20 protein-coding genes are annotated in these 22327 nt (G+C 66.0%); 5 read left to right on the top strand and 15 right to left on the bottom strand.

What is annotated here, in order from left to right; all coding sequences use genetic code 11:
• Positions 1 to 5 precede the first annotated feature (5 nt).
• Positions 6 to 869 carry a UTP--glucose-1-phosphate uridylyltransferase GalU gene (galU, locus tag AVT10_RS03460; protein WP_066688599.1) on the bottom strand — a complete coding sequence of 288 codons (864 nt, stop codon included), beginning with the start codon at positions 867 to 869 and terminating at the stop codon, positions 6 to 8.
• A 111-nt stretch (positions 870 to 980) separates the two neighbouring features.
• On the opposite strand from galU, the gene AVT10_RS03455 reads away from it, so the two are divergent.
• On the top strand, positions 981 to 1763 hold the full coding sequence (locus AVT10_RS03455) for a metallophosphoesterase family protein (RefSeq protein ID WP_066688400.1): 783 nt from the start codon (positions 981 to 983) through the stop codon (positions 1761 to 1763).
• Positions 1764 to 2075: 312 nt separating this feature from the next.
• Here AVT10_RS03455 and AVT10_RS03450 read toward each other — a convergent pair whose 3' ends face one another.
• The 7 genes from AVT10_RS03450 to AVT10_RS03420 form a co-directional block, all read right to left on the bottom strand.
• Positions 2076 to 2312 (bottom strand): hypothetical protein, encoded by a 237-nt coding sequence (locus tag AVT10_RS03450; protein ID WP_198158490.1) that lies wholly within the window; start codon positions 2310 to 2312, stop codon positions 2076 to 2078.
• 214 nt (positions 2313 to 2526) lie between these two features.
• Positions 2527 to 3555, bottom strand: a complete 1029-nt coding sequence (locus AVT10_RS03445) for a M48 family metallopeptidase (RefSeq protein ID WP_084401288.1) — start codon at positions 3553 to 3555, stop codon at positions 2527 to 2529.
• A 476-nt stretch (positions 3556 to 4031) separates the two neighbouring features.
• Positions 4032 to 4571, bottom strand: coding sequence for an FKBP-type peptidyl-prolyl cis-trans isomerase (locus AVT10_RS03440; protein ID WP_332307262.1), 540 nt, complete (start codon positions 4569 to 4571; stop codon positions 4032 to 4034).
• Between the two features lie 159 nt (positions 4572 to 4730).
• Positions 4731 to 4937: a 30S ribosomal protein S21 gene (gene rpsU / locus AVT10_RS03435; protein WP_010545388.1), complete on the bottom strand. Its 207-nt coding sequence runs from the start codon at positions 4935 to 4937 to the stop codon at positions 4731 to 4733.
• A 118-nt stretch (positions 4938 to 5055) separates the two neighbouring features.
• Positions 5056 to 5445, bottom strand: a complete 390-nt coding sequence (locus tag AVT10_RS03430; protein ID WP_066688395.1) for a response regulator — start codon at positions 5443 to 5445, stop codon at positions 5056 to 5058.
• Positions 5446 to 5508: 63 nt separating this feature from the next.
• On the bottom strand, positions 5509 to 7887 hold the full coding sequence (locus AVT10_RS03425; protein WP_232307864.1) for an ATP-binding protein: 2379 nt from the start codon (positions 7885 to 7887) through the stop codon (positions 5509 to 5511).
• Positions 7888 to 8068: 181 nt separating this feature from the next.
• Entirely contained in the window at positions 8069 to 9289 is a 1221-nt protein-coding gene (locus AVT10_RS03420) for an EAL domain-containing protein (protein ID WP_232307858.1), read from the bottom strand.
• 507 nt (positions 9290 to 9796) lie between these two features.
• Between AVT10_RS03420 and cysD the strand changes: the two genes are divergently transcribed.
• The 3 genes from cysD to AVT10_RS03405 are packed head-to-tail and all read left to right on the top strand — an operon-like array spanning position 9797 to position 13361.
• Positions 9797 to 10714 (top strand): sulfate adenylyltransferase subunit CysD, encoded by a 918-nt coding sequence (gene cysD, locus AVT10_RS03415; protein WP_066688390.1) that lies wholly within the window; start codon positions 9797 to 9799, stop codon positions 10712 to 10714.
• A complete protein-coding gene (cysN, locus tag AVT10_RS03410) occupies positions 10714 to 12636 on the top strand; it encodes a sulfate adenylyltransferase subunit CysN (protein WP_066688389.1) in 1923 nt (640 codons plus the stop codon). Before cysD ends, cysN begins: the two co-directional genes overlap by 1 nt.
• Positions 12633 to 13361 carry a 3'(2'),5'-bisphosphate nucleotidase CysQ gene (locus tag AVT10_RS03405; protein WP_084401284.1) on the top strand — a complete coding sequence of 243 codons (729 nt, stop codon included), beginning with the start codon at positions 12633 to 12635 and terminating at the stop codon, positions 13359 to 13361. The genes cysN and AVT10_RS03405 overlap by 4 nt, the downstream gene beginning before the upstream one ends.
• A 67-nt stretch (positions 13362 to 13428) precedes the next feature.
• Here AVT10_RS03405 and AVT10_RS03400 read toward each other — a convergent pair whose 3' ends face one another.
• Positions 13429 to 14577 carry a sensor histidine kinase gene (locus AVT10_RS03400; RefSeq protein WP_157092675.1) on the bottom strand — a complete coding sequence of 383 codons (1149 nt, stop codon included), beginning with the start codon at positions 14575 to 14577 and terminating at the stop codon, positions 13429 to 13431.
• Positions 14574 to 16463, bottom strand: coding sequence for a GGDEF/EAL domain-containing response regulator (locus AVT10_RS03395; protein WP_066688385.1), 1890 nt, complete (start codon positions 16461 to 16463; stop codon positions 14574 to 14576). Before AVT10_RS03395 ends, AVT10_RS03400 begins: the two co-directional genes overlap by 4 nt.
• A 249-nt stretch (positions 16464 to 16712) precedes the next feature.
• Here AVT10_RS03395 and AVT10_RS03390 point away from each other — a divergent pair, with 249 nt between their 5' ends.
• Complete coding sequence (locus tag AVT10_RS03390; protein ID WP_066688383.1) at positions 16713 to 17675, top strand: cation diffusion facilitator family transporter; 963 nt, start codon at positions 16713 to 16715, stop codon at positions 17673 to 17675.
• A gap of 142 nt (positions 17676 to 17817) precedes the next feature.
• Here AVT10_RS03390 and AVT10_RS03385 read toward each other — a convergent pair whose 3' ends face one another.
• The 5 genes from AVT10_RS03385 to phaP form a co-directional block, all read right to left on the bottom strand.
• Positions 17818 to 18957, bottom strand: coding sequence for an aldose epimerase family protein (locus AVT10_RS03385; protein WP_066688382.1), 1140 nt, complete (start codon positions 18955 to 18957; stop codon positions 17818 to 17820).
• A gap of 96 nt (positions 18958 to 19053) precedes the next feature.
• Entirely contained in the window at positions 19054 to 20337 is a 1284-nt protein-coding gene (murA, locus tag AVT10_RS03380) for a UDP-N-acetylglucosamine 1-carboxyvinyltransferase (RefSeq protein WP_066688380.1), read from the bottom strand.
• A 207-nt stretch (positions 20338 to 20544) separates the two neighbouring features.
• On the bottom strand, positions 20545 to 20973 hold the full coding sequence (locus tag AVT10_RS03375) for a GNAT family N-acetyltransferase (protein ID WP_198158489.1): 429 nt from the start codon (positions 20971 to 20973) through the stop codon (positions 20545 to 20547).
• A 22-nt stretch (positions 20974 to 20995) separates the two neighbouring features.
• Complete coding sequence (clpS, locus tag AVT10_RS03370; protein ID WP_066688376.1) at positions 20996 to 21322, bottom strand: ATP-dependent Clp protease adapter ClpS; 327 nt, start codon at positions 21320 to 21322, stop codon at positions 20996 to 20998.
• A gap of 154 nt (positions 21323 to 21476) precedes the next feature.
• Positions 21477 to 22283, bottom strand: a complete 807-nt coding sequence (gene phaP / locus AVT10_RS03365) for a phasin family protein (RefSeq protein WP_066688374.1) — start codon at positions 22281 to 22283, stop codon at positions 21477 to 21479.
• Between the last annotated feature and the right edge of the window lie 44 nt (positions 22284 to 22327).

Here is a 22327-nt window from a genome sequence, read left to right as displayed (position 1 = left end):
GTTCCTTACTTGGCCAGCGCTTCCTCGGCGAAGGCCCGCACCGCCGGACCGATGTCCGCGCGCGCCAGCGCCAGCGCGATGTTCGCCTGCACCCAACCGGCCTTGTCGCCGCAGTCGTACCGCTTGCCGTCGAAGGTGAAGCCGTGGAACGGCTGGTTGCCGATCAGCTTGGCCATCGCATCGGTCAGCTGGATTTCACCGCCCGCACCCGGCTCCTGCGAATCGAGAATCTGCATGACTTCGGGCTGCAGGATGTAACGACCCGGAATCATCAGGTTCGACGGCGCCTTGCCCTTGGGCTTTTCGACCAGCGCGGTGACTTCGGTCAGCCGGCCGTCGGTCGCGCCCGGCGAGATAATGCCGTACTTGTCGGTTTCGCTGTCCGGCACTTCCAGCGCGCCGATCACGTTGCCGCCGACCTGATTATAGGCGTCGACCATCTGCTTCAGGAACCCGCCGACCATCAGTTCGTCGGGCAGCAGCACCGCGAACGGCTCGTCGCCGACGATCTCGCGCGCGCACCACACCGCATGGCCGAGACCCAGCGGCTCCTGCTGGCGGACATAGACCGGGCTGCCCGGCTTCTGCCGGATGCCTTCGATCAGCGCCATCGACTTGCCGCGCGCCTTCATCGTCGCTTCCAGTTCGTAGGAAACGTCGAAATGATCCTCCAGCGCGCCCTTGCCGCGGCCGGTGACGAAGATGATCTGTTCGATCCCGGCTTCCAGCGCCTCTTCGACGGCATACTGGATCAGGGGCTTGTCGACGACGGTCAACATTTCCTTCGGCATCGACTTGGTCGCGGGAAGAAACCGCGTGCCCAAGCCGGCGACGGGGAAGACTGCCTTGCGTACCTTCTTGATCGTCATCGTTTCCATCCCTGAAAATTGCTGCGCCGCAATAGAACGATGTCAGCCGATTGGCAAACCCGGCGCTTTATTGATCGTGCCACCCCTTTCGCCTAGAGGCCTTGGCGCATCATGGTCTTTTCCAAGCTCTTTCGCCGATCCGCAGCCCCCGCTCCCCGCGTACCCGATGACGGCGTCGTCTATGCGATCGGCGATATCCACGGCCGGCTCGACTGTCTCGAGCAATTGCTGGCGCAGATCGATGCCGATCCCGAACGGGGCGATCGCCGCGTTACTCTGGTCTTTCTCGGCGACCTGATCGACCGCGGTCCCGATTCGCGCGGCGTCGTCGACCGGGTGATGGCGCTGTGCGCGGCCAGCCCCGACGTCCACTGCCTGTGCGGCAACCATGAGGAACTGCTCCTCGAAGCCGCCGACGGCGCACGGCAAGCGCTGGGCATCTTCAACCGTGCCGGCGGGCGCGAGACGCTGCTCAGCTACGGCGTCGACGACGAAACCTATGAGCGCGAGGACCTGAAGGGTGTTCAGCGCCTGATCCGCGACCATGTGCCGCCGGTCCATCTCGATTTTTTGCGGTCGCTGCCCGACAGCATCGTGATCGGCGATTATGTGATGGTCCACGCCGGCATCCGCCCCGGCGTCGCGCTGGCCGATCAGAAGTCGTCGGACCTGCGCTGGATCCGCGCGCCGTTCCTTGACCATCGCGGGCACCATGAACGGTTCGTGGTCCATGGCCACACCGTCACCGACCAGCCCGACCTTCGCGACAACCGGATCGGAATCGATACCGGCGCCTATCGCACCGGCCGACTGACCGCCCTCGCCCTGTCGGGTGAAACGCGGCGATTCCTGACGACCCATTGTCCCGAAGGAACCGGCGCAAGCGTCGACTGATTCGGCGCGGCGGCGACCGGGTTCCAATTCGTTTCAGCGTTGCCGGCCCCGGCCAGCTTCGTCCGGGGCCGGACCCGCTGACCTGTAGCCGCCGCCACGGCAAAGGCAGGCGCTCGGCGCTTCGTGCTTCCATCAGCAAGGGCGTCGACCGCTTGCCGAGACGGCGCCCCGCTTCGGAGCCACCTGCTCGACACGCCCGTCGCCACCGGAGCCGACATCTGCCGGTCCGACCAACCATCACCATAACGAAAAAGGGCGCCCCGTGAGGGACGCCCTTTCAACAGATCGCGGCGCGGTTACCCGCGCGGACAATCAGTTGCTGTCCGAATCGCTGTCCGAGTCGGCGACGACGACGATGCCGGCGACGACGGCAGCAGCGGCCAGGATCGCGACAATCACGCCGCCGCCGGCCAGCTTCTCACCCTTGGCAGCCGGAGCCGACGCACGAGCAACCGACAGCTTCGAAGCGTTGGCAGCGTTGGCGATCGTCGGAGCAACGGTCATCGACACGGCCGAGGCCGCGATCAGCATCTTCTTGGCAAAACCCATTTCTACACTCCCTTGCAAAACTTTACGTCGGATCGCCCTTTGCACAGCAGCACGCCACCTGCAAGTCCTATCGTTCCGTTCGCGATCAGCCGTTGGGCCATCAAGACCAGAATGGTCGCGCGAACGACTGGCCGGGAACAGGTTAAGATCGCGTTAGTTCCTGCGCCAAAAACAATAGTGGCAACATATTGTTACGATTCGGCTGCGCTCGAACCTATTGCAGCGGCTGATCGCGCGTCGACAGCACTGGCGGCCGATAGGGAATGGGTGCGCCCTTTGGCAGCGCGGCAAGTTCCGCCGCAATCAATTGGGCGCGTTTGGACGCGGATGAATGGGTTCTGCTGTGAAAGATCCCGCCATCGATTCGCGCGCCCGGCCCCCGCCAGAACCGGACCGCCTCCTGCGGGTCCCACCCGGCGTTCCGCAACAGATGCACGCCCAGTCGGTCGGCATCGTCCTCGGTCGCACGGTGCAGTCGCCCGTTACGGCCCAGTTCACGCAGCAACCCTCGGCTGACCCGCGCGGCATCCAGCCGCGCATGATGGCGCAGGATGTTGTGCGACAGTTCATGCGCGACGACCACCGCGAGTTGCGGATCAGCCAGCTTGTCCAGAAACGCACTCGATATCTGTACCAGCCGCCCGTCGGCAACCGCATCCATGGTGGTGCCGACGCGTAGTTCGAACAGCGTGCGGCATCCCAGTGACGGCGCGATGGCGACGCTGCGGTCGCTTCCTGCCCGTCGCACGACCATCGTCAGTGGCCGGTCGACCGGCTGGGCGTCGATCAGCGCGACCATGGCGTCGCGGGTGCGGACATGACCGGCACCATCGGCGACCGGAACCGGCTGTCCGTTGACGCTGACGATCGTATCGTCGGCGTGCAGTCCGGCCCGGGCGGCCGGGCTGTCGGGCACCACCCCCTCCACCGCCACGCCGGTCGCAAAGCCGAACGCCGTACGCGCGGCCGGTTGCTCCGATTCGGCATATTGGTCGATGGCATGGACCACGATGCCCGGCACCGGCGCCACATCGCTGCAGAGCGCGGCGTTCGCCGTCGCCAGGCGATACCCGATCGCACCCAGCCGCAAATCGGCGGCACGCAGTGCCTCCAACGTGGCCGTATCGGCGGGAGCAGCCGCGGGCGCCGCACCGATCGTCAGCAGCGTTGCCAGCAGCGCCGTCGATCGAAGCACATGGGAAGTCTGGCCGGGAACGCGGCGGAACGGGATGCGGAAAGCCATGGCGTGCGAATAGCACGAAATGCGGCAGGCGCGATGGGTGCCCTGCGGCGCGCATCCGGTTCTGGACACCGACATGATCGCGACGATCGACCGTCCAACTCTCGGAGGATCATGTCGGCAATGTACTGATGCGGAGTATGCGACCAGCGCCCGAGACCGTATCATTCGGCCTTCTGCGCGAAACCGTCGCTCCAGCGAGGGCTGGAGCCTCTCGCGGCTCCTGCCATGGGCAAGAACCAGGCGGAATTTCGATCGCCCTTACACGAACGTTTGGTACAAGGCGGATCGGCCCCTGAGCCTTAGCACCTGTTCCAGAGCGCCCGTCCGCCAATCAGACTACGCCACATCGACGGCAGCGCGCGATAACCGGCACCGGCCACGCGTAAACCAGCCATTCGCGCCCCGCCCCCGCAGCACCCCAAACGAAAACGGCGCCGGTACTACCGGCGCCGTCTGCGATTCGTTCGGAGGCTGGTTCAGCGGCCGGCCGGCGGCGAGACTGCGCCCGGCGGGGGCGTAGCGCCGCCCTGCTGTTGCTGCATCATCTGCTGCATCTGAATCTGCTGCAGCACCGTTTCCGGAATGAAGTCGAGCATCTCGACATCGAACACCAGCACCTGCTTCGACAGCTTCTCGACTTCCGGCGACATCGGCGGCGCGCCTTCGGGACGCGGCGCGGCATAGCCGAGTTCGGGCTTCAGCCAGAAACGGTACTTCGACCCCTTCGGCATCAGCTTGATCGCTTCACCGAAACCCGGGACAACACCCTTTGGCGACATCGGCGTCGGCTGGCGGCTCTGGTCGAAGATGGTGCCGTCGGTGAACTTGCCGACATAGTTGACCAGCGCGACGTCGGCGTCGGTCGGCGTCGGGCCGCTACCCTTGGTCAGCACTTCATATTGCAGGCCGCTGGCGGTCGTCACGACGCCGGAGCGCGATGCGTTGCTGGCGAGGAACGAATCGGTGCCGCTGCGCGTGCCGGCCCAGGCGAATCCGGCCGCGAGCAGCAGGGCCAAGACGATCCCCACCCATATCCAGACGATATGACGCTGCTTGACGGGACGGAGCGGAACGGCAGTGACCGACATCGAAACCTCTTCCGGCGCAGCCTGTGCGCCGCATCGCATGGATCAAACAAGGCCGCCGGTCGGATGACCCGCGACCCGATTCGATACTTACCGTGCGCTGTCGCGTTCCATCCGCTTGCGCTCCAGCTTGCGGGCGCGACGAACGGCGGCGGCACGCTCGCGAGCGCGCTTTTCCGAGGGCTTTTCGTAGTGACGGCGCAGCTTCATCTCGCGATACACGCCTTCGCGCTGCAGCTTCTTCTTCAGCGCACGAAGGGCCTGATCGACATTGTTGTCACGGACGATGATCTGCATGGGGTCGGTAAACTCCGGGTCTTTATCGCAATAGAATAGGGTTCGCCGAAGCATGGCTGCGGCGTGACGAATCCCCCTAACAGGACTGTCCCGCGCGGGCAAGCCAAACCGGCAGGGTTCAGAAGATCAGGTCGCCCCCTGCGCGACCGGCGACGATTCGGCCGATCGCATCGAACAAGGCGTCCATCGCCACGGGCTTGAACAGCACCTCGTCGGCCCCGGCCGCGATGCACCGCTGGGTCAGGTCGATCGCGGTATCGGCGGTAACGACCACGATCGGCAGCGTCCGCTTGGCGTCGTCCCGCGCGCGCACCCGCCGGATCACCTCGAAGCCGTCCATGCCGGGCATGCGCAGGTCGAGCAGGACGAGGTCATAGTCCCCCTCCTCGATCCGCTGCAACCCGGCCTCTGCGCTGTCCGCCTCGACCATGGCCGCCCCGGCCACGTCGAGCATGTCGCGGACGACACGACGATTCATCGCATCATCCTCAACAAAAAGGATTTTCATGCGACGCACGCCGATCGGACAGGGCAGACATTGACGCTGTTCATATTGCAATCCGCTATCGCGCTATGCGGCGTTCGGTACAAGGGGGACCGCAGGCGCCCGGCCTTTCCCCACGACAAATAAGGCGTCGATTAGTTGCGTAGCCGAAACAGGTTTTTGCAGCAATGTGACATTCTTGCATGGAGGAGCGATATCATCTTGCTCCCGCGCCAGCAGCACGATGCGCAAGTTACGCTGATGCGCTTCCGCGACTACCATCGATAGTATGCCATCGGCATCGGTGCTCCCCGCCGACAGCGAGGCCATATCGACCAGCACCGTGTTGGTCGATCCCAGCGCCAGCACGTCCAGCAAGCCCGCGGCGTCGTCGAGGAACGCCATGTCGTCGACATGATCGGCGAACAGGGTGCGCATCATCCCCCGGGTGATCGGATTGCGTTCGAGGATCGCAAGCGTTGCCGCCCGCGCCGCCCGGTCCACCGGACCGGTCCCGACAACCTCCGGCGCGACCGTGACCAGCGGCAGATCGACGGTAAAGGTCGCCCCCTGCCCCGGCGCGCTGCTGACGATGATATCGCCGCCCATCGCCCGCGCGAGATTGCGGCAGATCGTCAGGCCGAGACCGGTGCCGCCATAGCGACGCGTGGTGCTGGTGTCGGCCTGCTGGAAGGATTCGAACACCTCCTCCAGGCGGTCGGGTGCGATGCCGATCCCGGTGTCCGCCACGGCGATCGACAGCCGGTCGCCCGTCGCCGCCACCCGTAGCGCGATCTCGCCCGACGGCGTGAATTTCAGCGCATTCGACAACAGGTTGAACAGGATCTGCCGCAACCGGACCGGGTCTCCCTCCACCCAGCGGGGCACGTCGCCCAGTTCGACAACGAAGCCCAGTCCGCGATCCTCCGCCTGTCGCCGCCACAGCCGTGCCAGATCCTCGACCGTCGCGATCAGGTCGGTCGGCACACGTTCGACCGACAAATTCCCCGACTGCATCTTCGCGACGTCCAGAATGTCGTCGACCAGCGATCGCATCGTGACCCCTGCGTCGTGAATGATGTCCAGCCGGTCGCGGGTTGCCGGGGCCAGCGATTCGTCGCGCAGCATCACCTGCGCCATGCCGAGAATACCGTTCAGGGGTGTGCGAATCTCGTGGCTGGTCGTGGCGAGGAAATCGCCCTTGGCCTTCAGCGCCTTTTCGAGCGCGGCATTGGTCGCGGCAAGATCGACGTTGGCGCGCCGGATCGCATCGCGGCTGCGACGCAACGTCACCACGCCGAAGCTCAGCAGCGCAAGGAGCACTGCGACGGCCGCGGCGATGCTGCCGAACAGGATACGCTCGAACCGCGCATTGGCCCGTTCGAACGCGACGTTGCGGCGCAATTCCTCCTGCTGCAACCGCGCGATGCGCAGTTCCTGGTTCTGGAAATCGAACCGCGCCGACATCAGCGCGGTCTTGGTCGAGGTGGTGAGCTGCGTCGCCTGCTCGTTCAGCCGGTCGAGCGCCTCGAGATGGGCGAGCGCCTTCGCGGTTTCCCCGGCGGCGGCATAAACCCCGTAAGCATTGCGATGATTGTCCCGCGCCGTCAGTGGCGTGGTCGTCAGGTCGACATCCTCGAACGCCGTATCCACCAGCCTTACCGCAGTCCGGAAGTCGCCGCGATCAGCGGCTATCCGCCCGGCCAGCGTCTGCAACTGATTAAGCGCGGTTATCGCATCGGCGGCCCGCGCGATCGCCATCCCCCGAACGGCCGCCTGCCATGCAGCATTCGGCGCACCCTCGCCACGATAGGCGCGCGCGATGTTACCGTAGATACGTGCTTCGAAGGCAGGATTGCTGATCCGGCCTACCAGTTCCAATGCGCGGCGGAAGTCGGTCAAAGCGCGACGATACTGCCCCATTTCGGTGAGTACGTTACCGCGATTGTTCAGCAACGATACCGACAGGACGGGATCAGCAGCATAGGCATCGATCGCTTGCCCATAATATTTGAGAGCGGCGCTGAAATCCGATCCCTGTCGATACAAGGCACCTATGCTCAGCAGCGCCAGCGACTGACCTCTGGCGTCTCCTGTTTCCTGATAGATGCGATACGACATCTGATAGTCGTTCAGCGCAGAACTGACATTCCCTTCGTCGGAAGCGACGTCCCCTCGCGTGCGAAGAATATCACCTTCCAGCGGAAGCCGGGGTCGCCGTCGTTGCACGAGCGACAGCGCAGAGCGAATTTCGCGACGCGCGTCGGCACGTCGACCGAGCCGGGCATACGCCTCCGCCTGGAGCCAGATACTGGCAGCAACCAAGGGTGAGTCCGCACCATCACGCTCGCCTGCCGCCTTTTCCAGCGACTCGCCTTCTTGCAATCCCCGCTCGGGTTGGGCGACCAGCCCCGAACGTGCTGCCTCGAACCTTGCTTCGAGGATGGGCTGGTTGGCCTGCGCCATGGCCGGCATTGGCGCCAGTGAGGCGGCAGCGAAGAACAGGACGGGAGCGGCACGTCGCGCGGTCATGGTTCATCATGCGACGGACGAGGTTAACCGCGAGTAAGTTTGCCCAGTCGGCTGATCGCGGCATCTGTCGTGCACATTGCAGGGTAGGATCATCCGGTCCGTCGCGGCTTCCTGCTTAGCCGACCTTCCACTGCCCCACGTCACGGTGAAACGAGAATCGCGGTCCCGCCATCGCCGCGACATGCCGTTCTTCGGACAGGAAGGTCAGGAACGCGGCAAATTCGATCGGGCGGCTGATCAGGAACCCCTGCACCATGTCGCACCCCATGACCCCCAGCAGCGCCAGCGCGGCGGGCGTCTCCACGCCTTCCGCCGTCACTTCCATGTCCAGCGCATGGGCCAGATCGATGGTCGAGCGGACGATCAGCGGATCGCGGTTGCTGCTGGTCAGCTGGGTCACGAACAGCTTGTCGATCTTCAGTTCGCGGGCGGGCAGCCGCTTGAGATAGGCGAGCGACGACAATCCCGCACCATAATCGTCGATCGCGAGCGGCACGCCGATGCGCGCGAAGATGCCGAGATTGGCGATGGCGCTTTCCGGATCGCGGATCACCGCCGTTTCGGTAATCTCGAACCCGATCTTCGCACCGCCCCCGCTGACCAGCGCGCAGGCATCGCGGACGAAGCCCGCATCGGACAGCAGCACGCCCGAGATATTGATGAAGATCGGAATGTCGTGTCCCTGAGCAGCGAGCACGCGCTGGTCGGCGATCGCCCGCTCGATGATCCACAGCGTCAGCGGACCGATCGCGTTCGAACGCTCGGCCGCTTCGATGAACATGCCCGGCAGGATCAGTCCGCGCACCGGATGGCGCCAGCGCACCAATGCCTCGGCGCTGACCACCTGTTGCTGCCGCACCCGCACCTTGGGCTGATATTGCAGGAAAATCTGCCCGCTGGCGATCGCCTCGGGCAGTTCGCGCATCAGCTGGATGGGGTCGTCGCCGGCCGATGGATTGGCAAGGTCGCGCACGACGTCGCTGCGAATCTCGCGCGCATCAGCCAGCGCCTGTTCGGCGGATTCGATCAGGCGGAGCTCGTCGGCATCATGGGTCGGCGCGCCACCACCACCGATTCGCAACGACAAGCGATGGGATTCGCCGTCCAGGTCGAACGGCGCGACCATGGTGGCTCGCACCTGCTCAACGGTCGCGACGCCTTCGGCGGACGAGTCGCAGTCGAACGACAGTTCCAGCATCGCCGGTCCTGCCGGAATGGCGCGGATCATCGGCAGCGCCGTTTCCAGCCGTGCGATGACGTCGTCCATCACCAGCCGCGCGCGAGCCACTCCGACGCTGCGACGCAGGGCGACGAAATCTTCGAGTTCGGCCAGCAACAGGAATCGGTAGGGGGGAACCGCATGCCCAACCGACGCTCCGCCAGCGGATCGTGATGGATCCCGGGCCCCGACCCGCGGGAATTGGTCCGATTCGGCGCGACGCATGACCCGCCTTCGCTACCTACCCAACTGCAAAACTTCGGTTAACGGCGATGATCCGCACTCTGCGTGCGGTCGTTGCGATTCCGATTTGGCGTAGGGTTAATTTTACGTTAATACGTCCGGGCGCTTCGGCGTAACTGGGAGAATGAAGATGCAGGCATTTTTTGCTCTGTTCCGTGACAATTACGGCGACGATCTGCGTCCGATCTGAACGGAACCGGCGCCTGGGACGGTCCGGTACGCCGGGCAGTTCCCAGGCGCTTTTTGACTGCACATGATCGTGGTACGATGGATAGGGCCGTGATCGTATTGGTCCCAGCTCCACGCGATAGCTGAACTGCCGCACGCCGCAGGAATCGTTGCTTTGGTGGGCCGGACCGGATCGCTACCTGCGATCCCGACATGACCGAGCCTTCCCCCGACCGCCTTACCCATCTCCAGCGCCTGGAAGCGGAGAGCATCCATATCCTGCGCGAAGTCGTGGCCGAGGCCGAACGCCCGGTCATGCTCTACTCGGTCGGCAAGGATTCGGCGGTGATGCTGCACCTTGCCAAGAAGGCTTTCTACCCCGCTCCCCCGCCCTTCCCGCTGCTCCATGTCGATACGACGTGGAAATTCCGCGCGATGTACGACCTACGCGACAAGGCGGCGCGCGATGCCGGCATGGAGCTGCTCGTCCACCAGAATCCGGAAGCGAAGGCGCGCGGGATCAACCCGTTCGACCATGGCAGCCTGCACACCGATCTGTGGAAGACCGAGGGGCTGAAGCAGGCGCTCGACCATTATGGCTTCGATGCCGCGTTCGGCGGCGCGCGCCGCGACGAGGAGAAGAGCCGCGCCAAGGAGCGCGTCTTCTCGTTCCGCTCAGCCAATCACCGCTGGAACCCGAAGGCGCAGCGGCCGGAACTATGGCACCTCTATAATGCGCGCAAGGCGAAGGGCGAATCGATCCGCGTCTTCCCGCTGTCGAACTGGACCGAGCTGGATATCTGGCAGTACATCCTGTCGCAGGGGATCGAGATCGTGCCGCTCTATTTCGCGGCGCCGCGTCCAACCGTCGAGCGCGACGGCATGTTGCTGATGGTCGATGACGACCGCTTCCGGCTACTGCCCGGCGAAGTCCCGGTCGATCGCTCGATCCGTTTCCGCACGCTCGGCTGCTATCCGCTGACCGGCGCGGTCGAGAGCGAGGCAGCGACCCTGTCGGAGGTCATTCAGGAGATGCTGCTGACCACCACCTCCGAAAGGCAGGGTCGCGCGATCGACCGCGATGCGGGATCGGCCAGCATGGAAAAAAAGAAGCAGGAGGGGTATTTTTGATGGCAACCGCCCCCGCCTACACGCCCGATGCGCTGATCGCGGCCGATATCGACGCCTATCTCGCGCAGCATCAGAACAAGTCGCTGCTGCGCTTCATCACCTGCGGGTCGGTCGACGACGGCAAGTCGACGCTGATCGGCCGGCTGCTCTACGATTCGAAGATGATCTTCGAGGATCAGCTGGCCGCATTGGAGAGCGACTCCAAGCGGGTCGGCACCCAAGGCGGCGAGATCGACTTCGCGCTGCTGGTCGACGGTCTCGCCGCCGAGCGCGAACAGGGCATCACCATCGACGTCGCCTATCGTTTCTTCGCGACGGAGAAGCGCAAGTTCATCGTCGCCGACACCCCCGGCCACGAACAATATACCCGCAACATGGTGACCGGCGCATCGACCGCCGACCTCGCCGTGATCCTGATCGACGCACGCAAGGGCGTGCTGACTCAGACACGGCGGCACAGCTATCTCGCGCACCTGATCGGCATCCGTCACATCGTGCTGGCGGTGAACAAGATGGATCTGGTCGGCTATGATCAGGCGATCTTCGATAGCATCGTCGCCGATTATGCCGCTTTCGCCGAATCGATCGGCATCGCCGGCTTTACCGCAATTCCGCTGTCGGGGTTCAAGGGCGACAATATCGCCGCCGCTTCGGCCAACACGCCATGGTACAGCGGACCGGCGCTGATCGAACATCTCGAATCGGTCGAACTGGACAGCGAGGCGGCGGCCGCGCGGCCGTTCCGCCTGCCGGTGCAATGGGTCAACCGCCCGGATCTCGACTTTCGCGGGTTCGCCGGACTGATCGCCAGCGGCACGGTGCGCCCCGGCGATGCGGTGCGGGTGCTGCCATCGGGCAAGACGTCGCATGTCGCGCGCATCGTCACGATGGACGGCGATCTGGAACAGGCGGTCGCAGGGCAGTCTGTTACGATCACTCTTGCGGACGAGATCGACTGTTCGCGCGGCGACGTGATCGCTGCTGCCGACGCCCCGCCCCAGGTCGCCGACCAGTTCCGCACGACCATCGTATGGATGGATGGCGAACCGCTGCTGCCTGGTCGTGCCTATTGGTTGAAGACTGGTTCAGGCTTGGTCTCCGCTACGGTGCAGACTCCGCGCCACGCGGTCGACGTCAACACGCTGGCCGAACTGTCGGTCAAGACGCTGCAGCTGAACGACATCGGCGTGGCCGACGTGTTCACCGACCGCGGCATCGCCTTCGAACCCTATGCCGACAATCGCGACCTTGGCGGGTTCATCCTGATCGACAAGATCACCAACGCCACCGTCGCCGCCGGCATGATCGATTATTGCCTGCGCCGCAGCCAGAACGTCCATTGGCAGTCGATCGACATCACCCGCGAGGCCCATGCCGCGCAGAAGAACCAGTCCCCCCGCGTGCTATGGTTCACCGGCCTGTCCGGGTCGGGCAAGTCGACGATTGCGAATTTGGTGGAGAAGAAACTTCACGCGTTGGGCAAACATAGCTTCCTGCTGGATGGCGATAATGTCCGCCATGGCCTTAACCGCGATCTGGGGTTCACCGATGCCGATCGGGTGGAGAATGTCCGTCGCGTAGGCGAGGTCGCCAAGCTGATGGCCGATGCGGGCTTGATCGTGCTGACCGCGTTCATCTCCCCCTTCCGCGCCGAGCGCGACCTGGCGCGGTCGATGCTTCCGGAGGGCGAGTTCGTCGAGGTGTTCGTCGATACGCCATTGGCCGTCGCGGAGGCACGCGACGTGAAAGGGCTGTACGCCAAGGCACGTAGCGGGGCGCTGGCCAACTTCACCGGCATCGACAGCCCGTACGAACCGCCGCTTTCACCCGAAATCCATGTCGATACGACGCGTGAAACGCCGGAAGCCGCCGCCGAGCGCATCGTCGAGCATGTTCTGGGTATCTGGGCGCCGGTGCTGTGACCGACGACGCGCTGCTGGCGACCGCCATCGCCGCCGAGGCGGGCAAATTGCTCCTCGCGATCCGGGAGGAAGGGCGCGAGACCGGCAAGGCGCTGGGCGACCGGGCCGACAGGGAAGCGAACGCGCTGATCCTCGAGCGGCTGCGTGCGGCGCGACCGCAGGCGTTCGTGCTGTCCGAGGAGTCGGCCGACGACAAGGCCCGCTGCGCGGCGTCGCAGACATGGATCGTCGATCCACTGGACGGCACGCGCGAATATGCCGAGGGGCGCGACGACTGGGCGGTGCACGTAGCACTTGCCGTAGGCGGGCGCGCGGCGGCGGGTGCGGTGGCGCTGCCCGCACTCGGCGTTACCCTGTCGAGCAGCCCCGCGCCGATCGTGCCCCCCGCCCCGGCACGCCCGCGCATGGTCGTCAGCCGGACCCGCCCAGCACCGCAGGCACTGGCGGTGGCGGAGGCGATCGATGCCGAGCTGATCCCGATGGGGTCGGCCGGAGCCAAGGCGATGGCGGTGGTGCGGGGCGAGGCCGACATCTATCTCCACGCCGGCGGGCAATATGAATGGGACAGCTGTGCGCCGGTCGCCGTCGCGCTCGCCGCCGGGCTGCATGCGTCGCGGATCGATGGGACGCCGCTTTATTATAATTGTCATGATACCTGGCTGCCCGATCTGCTGATCTGCCGGCATGCCGATGCGGCGCGGATTTTGTCCCTGATCGCCGTGTAATCGTCCCAACGACAAGAAGAAGAAGCGGGACCCCGGATCAAGTCCGGGGTGACGGAGCGGATGCCCCTTACCCCGCGGGCAGGGTCAGGATGGCGCGGGCGCCCAGACCCGGCCCCTCGCTTTCGAGGCGCAGCGCGCCGCCCATCGCCGCCATCCAGTTCGCGCACCAATGCAGTCCCAGCCCGCCCGACTTGGCCTTGCGGGTGGAATAGCCGGCCTGGAACAGCATCGGCGCATCGAGCGGATCGAAGCCCTCGCCATCATCGGCGATCGTCACCGTCACGACGGGTGCGTCGACGATGGTGACGATCACCTGCCCGTCGCCGCCGCCCCGGGCGGCGATCGCTTCGGTCGCGTTGCGGAACAGGTTGCCGATCACCTGGCTGAGGATCACCCGGTCGGCGCGCACCCAGCAGGGCGATGCGGGAAAGGTCACCGCGATCGAGCGGTCGTCGCCATAGCGGGCGATCGCACCGTTGCGCGCGATCAGGTCGGTGACGTCGCAGCGGTCGAGCGCCACGCCCTCCGCCGCCATGTCCTGCGGCCCTCCGATGATGTCGAGTACGTTGGCGAGCGCCGCGCGGCCCGTTTCGAACTGGGCCAGCCGCTCCATCCGCGCCCGCGCCGCCGCATCGATCGCGGTCATGACATAGGCGGCGAGCTTTTCGCGCCGGTCGGGCGGCACATCCCCGCGCGCCAGTTCGGACACGACCCGCTCGATCACGTCGCGTTCGGCGACCGGCGGCTGGGCCAGCCCGTGCGACAGGATCGCGCTGATCGGCGACAGCGCGTTGCGGGCGTTATGGACCAGCGCCGCGCGGCTTTCCGAGCGCCCCAGCCGAAAGGAGCGCAATTCGCGCTGCCCCGCCTGATCCTGCATCTGCCGCCGCACCACCGCCAGCCGCCGCGACAGCGAGTGGATCTCGGCCGGAGCCGGCACAGGATCGGGTATGGTGGCTTCCCCGGGTTCGACCATCGCCGCCATGTCCTGATCGACCTGGCGCAGCGGATCGGTGACCCAGCGGGCAATGCCGCGCCACAGCGTGACCAGCAGCAGCAGGAGCAGGAGCAAACCCACCGCCACGCTTCCCCACGCCACCGCCGGTCCCGCGACGACCCCCAGCACCCCGCCCGCCAGCGCGATCCCGGCGAGCCCAACCAGCGCCATGCGTCCGAGCAGCGCCGCGCCGAGCGGACGGGCGCGCCGCGCGGTCATGCGCGGCCGGGTTCGGCCGATATCCGCGCCTGCCCCGGCCACGCGCCGCTACGCGCCATATCGGTCGCCGCCGCGCCATCGACCGGGCGGGAGAGGAAATAGCCCTGGAGATGCGAGCATCCCGCAAGGCGCAGTGCCTGCACCTGCTGTTCGGTTTCCACCCCTTCGGCCACCACCTCCAGCCGGAGTGCGCGGGCGAGGTGGATGATCGAATGGACGATCGCCGCGCTTTCGCGTTCGCGCCCCATGCCGTCGATGAAGCTGCGATCGATCTTCAGGCAATCGAGCGCGAATTTGCGGATATTGTAGAGCGAGGAATAGCCGGTGCCGAAATCGTCGAGCGCGATGCGGAACCCCATCTGCCGCAGCCGATAGAGTGTGTCGGCGGCACGTTCGGCATCGTCGAAGATCGCCGTTTCGGTGATTTCGATCTGCAACCGGTCGGGGGCGATGCCGGCGCGCTGCACCTTTTCGACCAGATGCCCGACGAAATTCTGCCGTCGGAACTGGCGCGGGGAAAAATTGACCGAGACATATTGGCTTGGCCAGTCGGCGAGCATCGCCAGCGCGCTATCCAGCACCCAGTCGCCAAGGTCGTGGATCAGGTTCGATTCCTCGGCGATCGGCACGAAGGTCGCCGGACCGATCGCGCCATGATCGGGGCTGTTCCACCGCAGCAGCCCTTCGAACCCGACGATGTCCAGCGTCCCCTGCGCAACGATCGGTTGATAGAGCAGCGCCAGTTCCTGCTTCGCGATCGCCTGGGTCAGCCCCTCCTCGACCCGCCGACGGAATCGGATCGATTCGTCCATGCTGTCGTCGAACAGCCGCACCACGCCCCGGCCCGAACGCTTGGCCTCGTTCAGCGCCAGATCGGCACGGCGCATCACGTCGACCGGATCGCGCCCGGTATCGCCGGCGACCATGACCACGCCGATCGACGCCGCACCATGGATCGGATGGCCGAACACCTGCAGATCGGCCGAACAGGCGCGCACCAGCCGTTCGCAGCGCATCACCGCCGCATCGGCGGTATCGACATGCAGCAGCACGCCGAATTCGTCCCCGCCCAGCCGGGCGACGAAGCCATGGTCGCCGGTCCGGTCGATCAGGATGGCGCAGATGGTGCGGATCAGCTCATCACCGACCAGATGACCGAGCGTGTCGTTGATCAGCTTGAACCGGTCGAGATCGATCATCGCCATCGCGAACGCGCCCGGTCGCCGCGCCTGTTCGGACAGGTTGCGCAGGAAGGCCAACCGATTGGGCGCACCGGTCAGCGGATCGCGATTGGCGAGGCGGATCGCCTTGCTCTCGTTCGCGGCCAGCTCGCGCGCCTGATCCTCCAGCTCCTCGATCTTGGTCGCCAGCGCGGCGCGGGTCCGGGCAAGCTCGCGATCCGCCAGCCAGCGATGCGACAGCGCGGTCGCGGTCTGGACGACTTCCTCGGCGGTGAACGGCTTGGCGATGTAGAACAGCCGGTCGGGCGGTCCGGCGACCCGCGCGATCTGTGCCGGCGAAAAGTCGGAATAGCCGGTCACGATCACGATCTGCACATCGGGGTCGATCGCACGGATGCGGCGGGCGGTCTCGCGCCCGTCGATGCCCGGCGGCATCCGCACGTCGATGAAGGCGACGGCAAAGCGCCGGTCGTCCCGCACCGCGCGTTCGACGGCCGCGACCGCTTCATTCCCCTGATGGACATGATCGAAGGTCATGGCGAGCGGCGGCGTGTCGCCGGGTGTCACATCGTCGAACAGTTCGGCCGCCAGATCGGCCAGCTGCGCGGCATCGTCCGCCGGAGCGAACGACATGCGATAGGAATCATGCACCGCCGGATCGTCATCGACAATCAGGACGCGCGCTACGGGGTCATTCGGTTCCATGACGTCTGCAAACTTACCCGACTGGCGACCGGAGTCGCAGGAATTGCCGGATCAGCGCGCGACGGGCCGTTTCGATCCCGTTTTGGTCGGTTACCGGCGCGTTAGCCACGATGGGCCGGGCGGGCCGTCGGTTCGAGGCATCTGCGAACGGTCTTTCCCGACACCGTCCTGTCCGGAAGGTCGGCCAGGGCAGCCCCACCGCCACGGACGAGTCTGGTCAGCAGCGCGGGCCGGTGCCAGAAGGCGGACATGGGCGCACATCATCACGGTCATGGCCACCACGATCACGGGCACGGTCACGGGCATGGCCATGCGCACGGGCACGGCGCGGGCGGGCATCATCACCTGCCGACCGATTTCGGCCGGGCCTTCGCCATCGGGACGATCCTCAACATCGGCTTCGTCATTATCGAAGGGGCCGCCGGCTTCTGGTTCGATTCGGTCGCGCTGCTCGCCGATGCCGGGCACAACCTGTCCGACGTGCTGGGGTTGCTGATCGCCTGGGGCGGCATGGAACTGGCCAAGCGGCCGGCGACGCCGCGCTTCACCTACGGGCTGGGCGCGTCGACCATCCTCGCCGCACTCGCCAATGCGCTGGTGCTGCTGATGGCGGTCGGCGCGATCCTGCTGGAAACGATCCAGCGGCTCGGCAGCCCGCGCGCGATCGACGGCTGGCCGGTGGTGTGGGTGGCGCTGGCCGGGATCGTCGTCAATGTCGCGACCGCGCTGCTGTTCGCGCGCGGACGGCATGGCGACGTCAACATCCGCGGTGCCTATCTCCACATGGCCGCCGATGCGGCGGTGTCGGCCGGGGTGGTGATCGCCGGGTTGGCGATGCTGTGGACCGGGGCGGCGTGGATCGACCCGCTGGTCAGCCTGATCGTCGTCGCGATCATCCTGATCGGGACCTGGGGGTTGCTGAGCGAATCGGTGCTGCTGGCGCTACAGGCGGTGCCGCGCGGGATCGACGCGTCGGCGGTGGAGGCGGTGCTGGCGGCGCAGCCGGGCGTGGTGCGGGTGCACGACCTGCATATCTGGCCGATGAGCACGACCCAGACCGCGCTGACCGCGCATCTGGTGGTGCCCGGCGGGCATCCGGGCGATGCGTTCCTTGCCGCGCTGGGCGAGCGGCTGGAGCACGACTTCGGCATCGGTCATGCGACGGTGCAGATCGAGACGGGGGATGATTGCGCGATGGTGCACGCACATTGAGGGTTTGGTTAAGTCGCGTTCCCTATCGTCATCCCCGCGCAGGCGGGGATCCATACACGCTATCGTCGCGGATAGATTCGAACCGATAGCGTCTATGGATTCCCGCCTTCGCGGGAATGACGAAGATTGCCCGTTGCAGCCCTTACCGCGCCACCGACACGCGGTACACCATGCGGTGATGGTACGGCTTGCCCGGCTCCACCCGTGCCGAACCGAAGGCCGACTGGTTGGGCGTGTCGGGGAATTTCTGCGGCTCCAGCGCGATGCCGTCGCCCATGCGGTACACATGCCCCTTCTTGCCGATCAGCGTGCCGTCGAGGAAATTGCCCGAGTAGAATTGCACGCCCGGCTCGGTAGTCAGCACTTCGAGAACACGGCCGGAGGCGGGGTCTTCGAGCCGGGCGGCCAGCTTCGGCTCCTTCGTGATCCCGGCGTCGAGCACGAAATTATGGTCGTAGCCGCGCCCGGCGACGATCTGCGCATCGCGGCCGTCGCGCACGTCCTGTCCGACGATGCGGCCACGGGTGAAGTCGAACACCGTGCCGGCGACCGCGCGCCGCTCGCCGGTCGGGATCAGCGCGTCGTTTACGGGCGTGTAGCGGCTGGCCGGGATGGTCAGCTTGTGGTTCATCGTGCCGACCGTGCTGCCCTCGCCGCCCATGTCGAACAGCGCGTGGTTGGTCAGGTTGACGATGGTCGGCGCGTCGCTCTTGGCATCGAAATCGATGGTCAGTGCGCCCTTGTCGTCCAGCGCATAGGTGACAGTGACGTCGAGCGCACCGGGATAACCCTGGTCGCCGTTCGGGCTGTTCAGCGCCATGGTGACCGACGCGGTCGGGCCGTCCTTGACCGACACGATCCGCCACACGCGCTTGTCGAAGCCGACCGTGCCGCCGTGGAGCGAATTGGCCTTGTCGTTCTGGGTCAGCTGATACGCCTTGCCGTCCAGCGTGAACTTGCCGCCGGCGATGCGGTTGGCATAGCGGCCGATGGTCTGGCCCCAGTAATTGGGCGCGGTGACGTAGCTGGCGACGTCGTCATAGCCGAGCGTGACGTCGGCGACCTTGCCGTTCCGGTCGGGGGCGTTGAACGCCTGCAGCGTGGCGCCGAGCGTCATGATCCGCGCGCTGACGCCGTTGCTGCCGGTCAGGGTAACCATCTCGACCGCGGTGCCGTCGGGCAGCTTGCCAAAGCTCGACCGCTTGGCCGTGGCGGCGCCCGCCGCCTGTGCCCCGATCAACATTGCCATGGCCGTCGACCCGACCAGAAGCGCCTTCTTCATCGTCACCCTCCCAATGCACCGGCGGGCTATCGCGCCACGTCCGGTCCGTTGGGAAGGATATAGTCCGACAATAAGCGTTAGTTCAAGCGGCGAGGATCAGCCGTCGCCCAGCCGTTCGATATCGGCACCGACCGCCTGCAGCTTTTCCTCCAGCCGTTCATAGCCGCGGTCGAGGTGGTAGACGCGGCTGACCGACGTCTCGCCCACCGCCGCCAGGCCGGCGATGATGAGGCTCATCGACGCGCGCAGGTCGGTCGCCATGACCGGCGCACCGACGAGGCCGGCGACGCCGCGCACCACCGCCGAGCGGCCGGTGACGGTGATGTCCGCCCCCATCCGCGCGAGTTCAGGCACGTGCATGTAGCGGTTCTCGAAGATCGTCTCGGTCAGCACGCTCGCCCCGTCGGCGCGGGTCAGCAGCGCCATGAACTGCGCCTGCATGTCGGTGGCGAAACCCGGATAGGGCGCGGTCGACAGGTTGATCGGGCGGATATCCCCGCTCGCCTCGACGAACAGCGAGGTCGCTTCCTCACGCACCGCGACGCCGGCCTCGACCAGCGCGTCGATGGTCGCACGCATGTCGGACGGCACGACATTGGCCAGCTCGACCGCGCCGCCGGTGATCGCGGCGGCACAGGCATAGCTGCCCGCCTCGATCCGGTCGGGCATGACCGCGTAGGTCGCGCCGTGCAGCCGGTCGCGGCCCTCGATGGTCAGCGTGTCGCTGCCGATGCCGTCGATTGCCGCGCCCATCGCGACGAGGCAGCGGCACAGGTCGACGATTTCCGGCTCGCGCGCGGCATTTTCGAAGACGCTGGTGCCCTTGGCCAGTACCGCCGCCATCACCGCATTCTCGGTCGCGCCGACCGAGACGACCGGGAAGCGATAGCGCCCGCCGGGCAGACGGCCGCCGGGGGCCGTGGCCTTCACATAGCCGGCCGCCAGTTCGATCTCGGCGCCCAGCGCTTCCAGCGCCTTGAGGTGAAGGTCGATCGGACGGTTGCCGATCGCGCAGCCGCCGGGCAGCGACACCGTCGCCTCGCCTGCGCGCGCGACCAGGGGACCCAGCACGAGGATCGACGCACGCATCTTGCGCACAATATCATAGGGGGCGACGGTCGAGGTCAGCCGCTGGCCGCGCATGGTCATGACGCGGCCGAATTCGGATGGGTGCGACCCCTCGATCGTGGTCGACACGCCGAACTGGTTGAGCAGATGGCCGAAGCTGTCGACGTCAGCGAGGCGCGGCAGGTTGCGCAGCGTCAGCGGCTCCTCGGTCAGCAGCGCGCACGGCAGCAGCGTGAGGGCCGCGTTCTTGGCCCCGGAAATGACGATGCGGCCGGACAGGCGATTGCCGCCGCGAATGACGATACGATCCATGGGGCAGCTTCTAGTGTGTGGCGTCACACACGCAAGGGGGCGTTCCGATCCTCCCCGCTTTGCGGGGGGGGGGGCGGACCGTTGGCGATGGCGATGGCGATGGCGATGGTGGAGGGGGGGGCTTCGGCAGATAGCACCGTTCCGACTGCCGCCCGCCCCCTCCACCAGCCTGCGGCTGGTCCCCCTCCCCACATTGTGGGGAGGATCTCAGGCAGGTCGATGCGCTACATAAGCGGTGCGGAGACCCGCGACGAAGCCCAGTTTTTCGTAGAACCGATGTACCCGCGGATCGGAGCGGCCGCTTTGCAGCAGGACGTGGTAGCAGTCGGCCTGCCAAGCCAAGCCGAGTAAATAGCGGACGACGGCGCGACCATGGCCTTTACCCTGCCGGTCCGGACGGGCGGCGACGCTTTCGAGGAAACCGTGCCGCCTGCCATCACGCAGCAGATTGGGCGCAGTAATCAGTGTTGCGGATGCAACGATCGTGGAATCGACGATCGCCACCGCCACATGGGTCGCTTCCGATTCCAGTAACTCGACCCAAAGGGCGCCCCGGCGGTCGATGTCGGCCGCATCGCTGAACCCGACAGATTCATAGAGGCCGATCAGCGCAGAAAGATCGCCGTCTTCTGCCAACCGCACGATGCGATCGATCGCCTCAAGCCTTCTCCAGCGTGCATTGCAGCGGATGCTGGTTCTGGCGGGCGAAGTCCATCACCTGCGCGACCTTGGTCTCGGCGACTTCATAGGTGAAGACGCCGCAGACGCCGACGCCGCGCTGGTGGACGTGGAGCATCACCCGCGTGGCTTCCTCCATGCTCATGCGGAAGAAGCGTTGCAGGCACAGCACGACGAATTCCATCGGCGTGTAGTCGTCGTTGAGCATCAGGACGCGGTAGGGCGTCGGCTTCTTGACGCGGGTCTGCGTGGCGACGCCGAGGCCGGTCGAGCGGTCGTCGTCATGGTCGCGGTCGTCACCGGCCATCGGGATGCTGGGCTGTCGAGACATGTCGCCGCAAAATAGGGCATTGCCGGGGGACAGGGCAAGGGGGTGCGGCACCGGTCGATACCACCCCCGAAGCAAAAAGGGCGACCGCTCGCGCGATCGCCCCCTTCGTTCGACCAGGTGAACCGGTCGCTTACGCGACGGTCTTCACCTTGTCGGCGGCAACCGCAACGCGGTTGCTGATCGGCTGCGCGGCATCGCCGGCCAGCTTGATCATCATTTCCGTGGTCTTCGACGCTTCGGCGACGAACGAGTCGAACGACTGGCGCACGAAGTCCGACTGGAGCTTCATGAATTCGGTCGGCGACTTGACCGATGCCAGCGTCTTGGCGGTCGAGGTCGCGTGCTCGAACGACTTGCGGCCGTACTCAGCCATTTCCTGGCCGAGGGTTTCGAGGCCCTTGGCGGCGATGCGGCTGGCTTCGACCATCGCTTCGATGTTGCCCTTGGCCATCTCGTTCATTTCCTCGAAGCCCTTGGCGCCCTTTTCCATGGCGGCCTTCGCCTTCTCGTTCATGTCGGCCATCATCGCCTGCGCCTTGTTGGCGGCGTTCTGGGTGGTGGCGGTCGCTTCGTTGGTGACGTCCATGGTCTTTTCCTCGACTTGCGCGGTCACGGTCTCGACCGCCGCGGTGGTTTCCTCGACCGCGTTCTGCGCGGTTTCGACGACGGCTTCCGCCGCCTTGGCCACCGGTTCCACGACGGGCGCGGCATCGATGGCGGGTAGTTCAGCCTTAAAGGGCAGTTCGGCAGGAGCGGGCTTCGGTTCGGCGACGAACGGCACCGGCGGAACCTCCGCCTTGGCCGGCGCCTTTACCGGTTCGGCGACCGGCGCGACCGGCGTCGATGCGGCAGCCTCGACCGGAGCGGTCGCGGCCGGGCGGGTGGATCGGGAACTGGCGGGCTTGCGCGCGCCGGTCTTCGGACCTCTCGTGGCCACTCGACATCCTCCATCTGCTACTGCTGCGTCGCACCAAATAGAGG

This window comes from Sphingomonas hankookensis, assembly GCF_001619955.1.
Lineage (GTDB): Bacteria > Pseudomonadota > Alphaproteobacteria > Sphingomonadales > Sphingomonadaceae > Sphingomonas > Sphingomonas hankookensis_A.
Note: the sequence above shows the minus strand (reverse complement) of the source record. Positions and strands in the feature narration are given on the sequence as shown.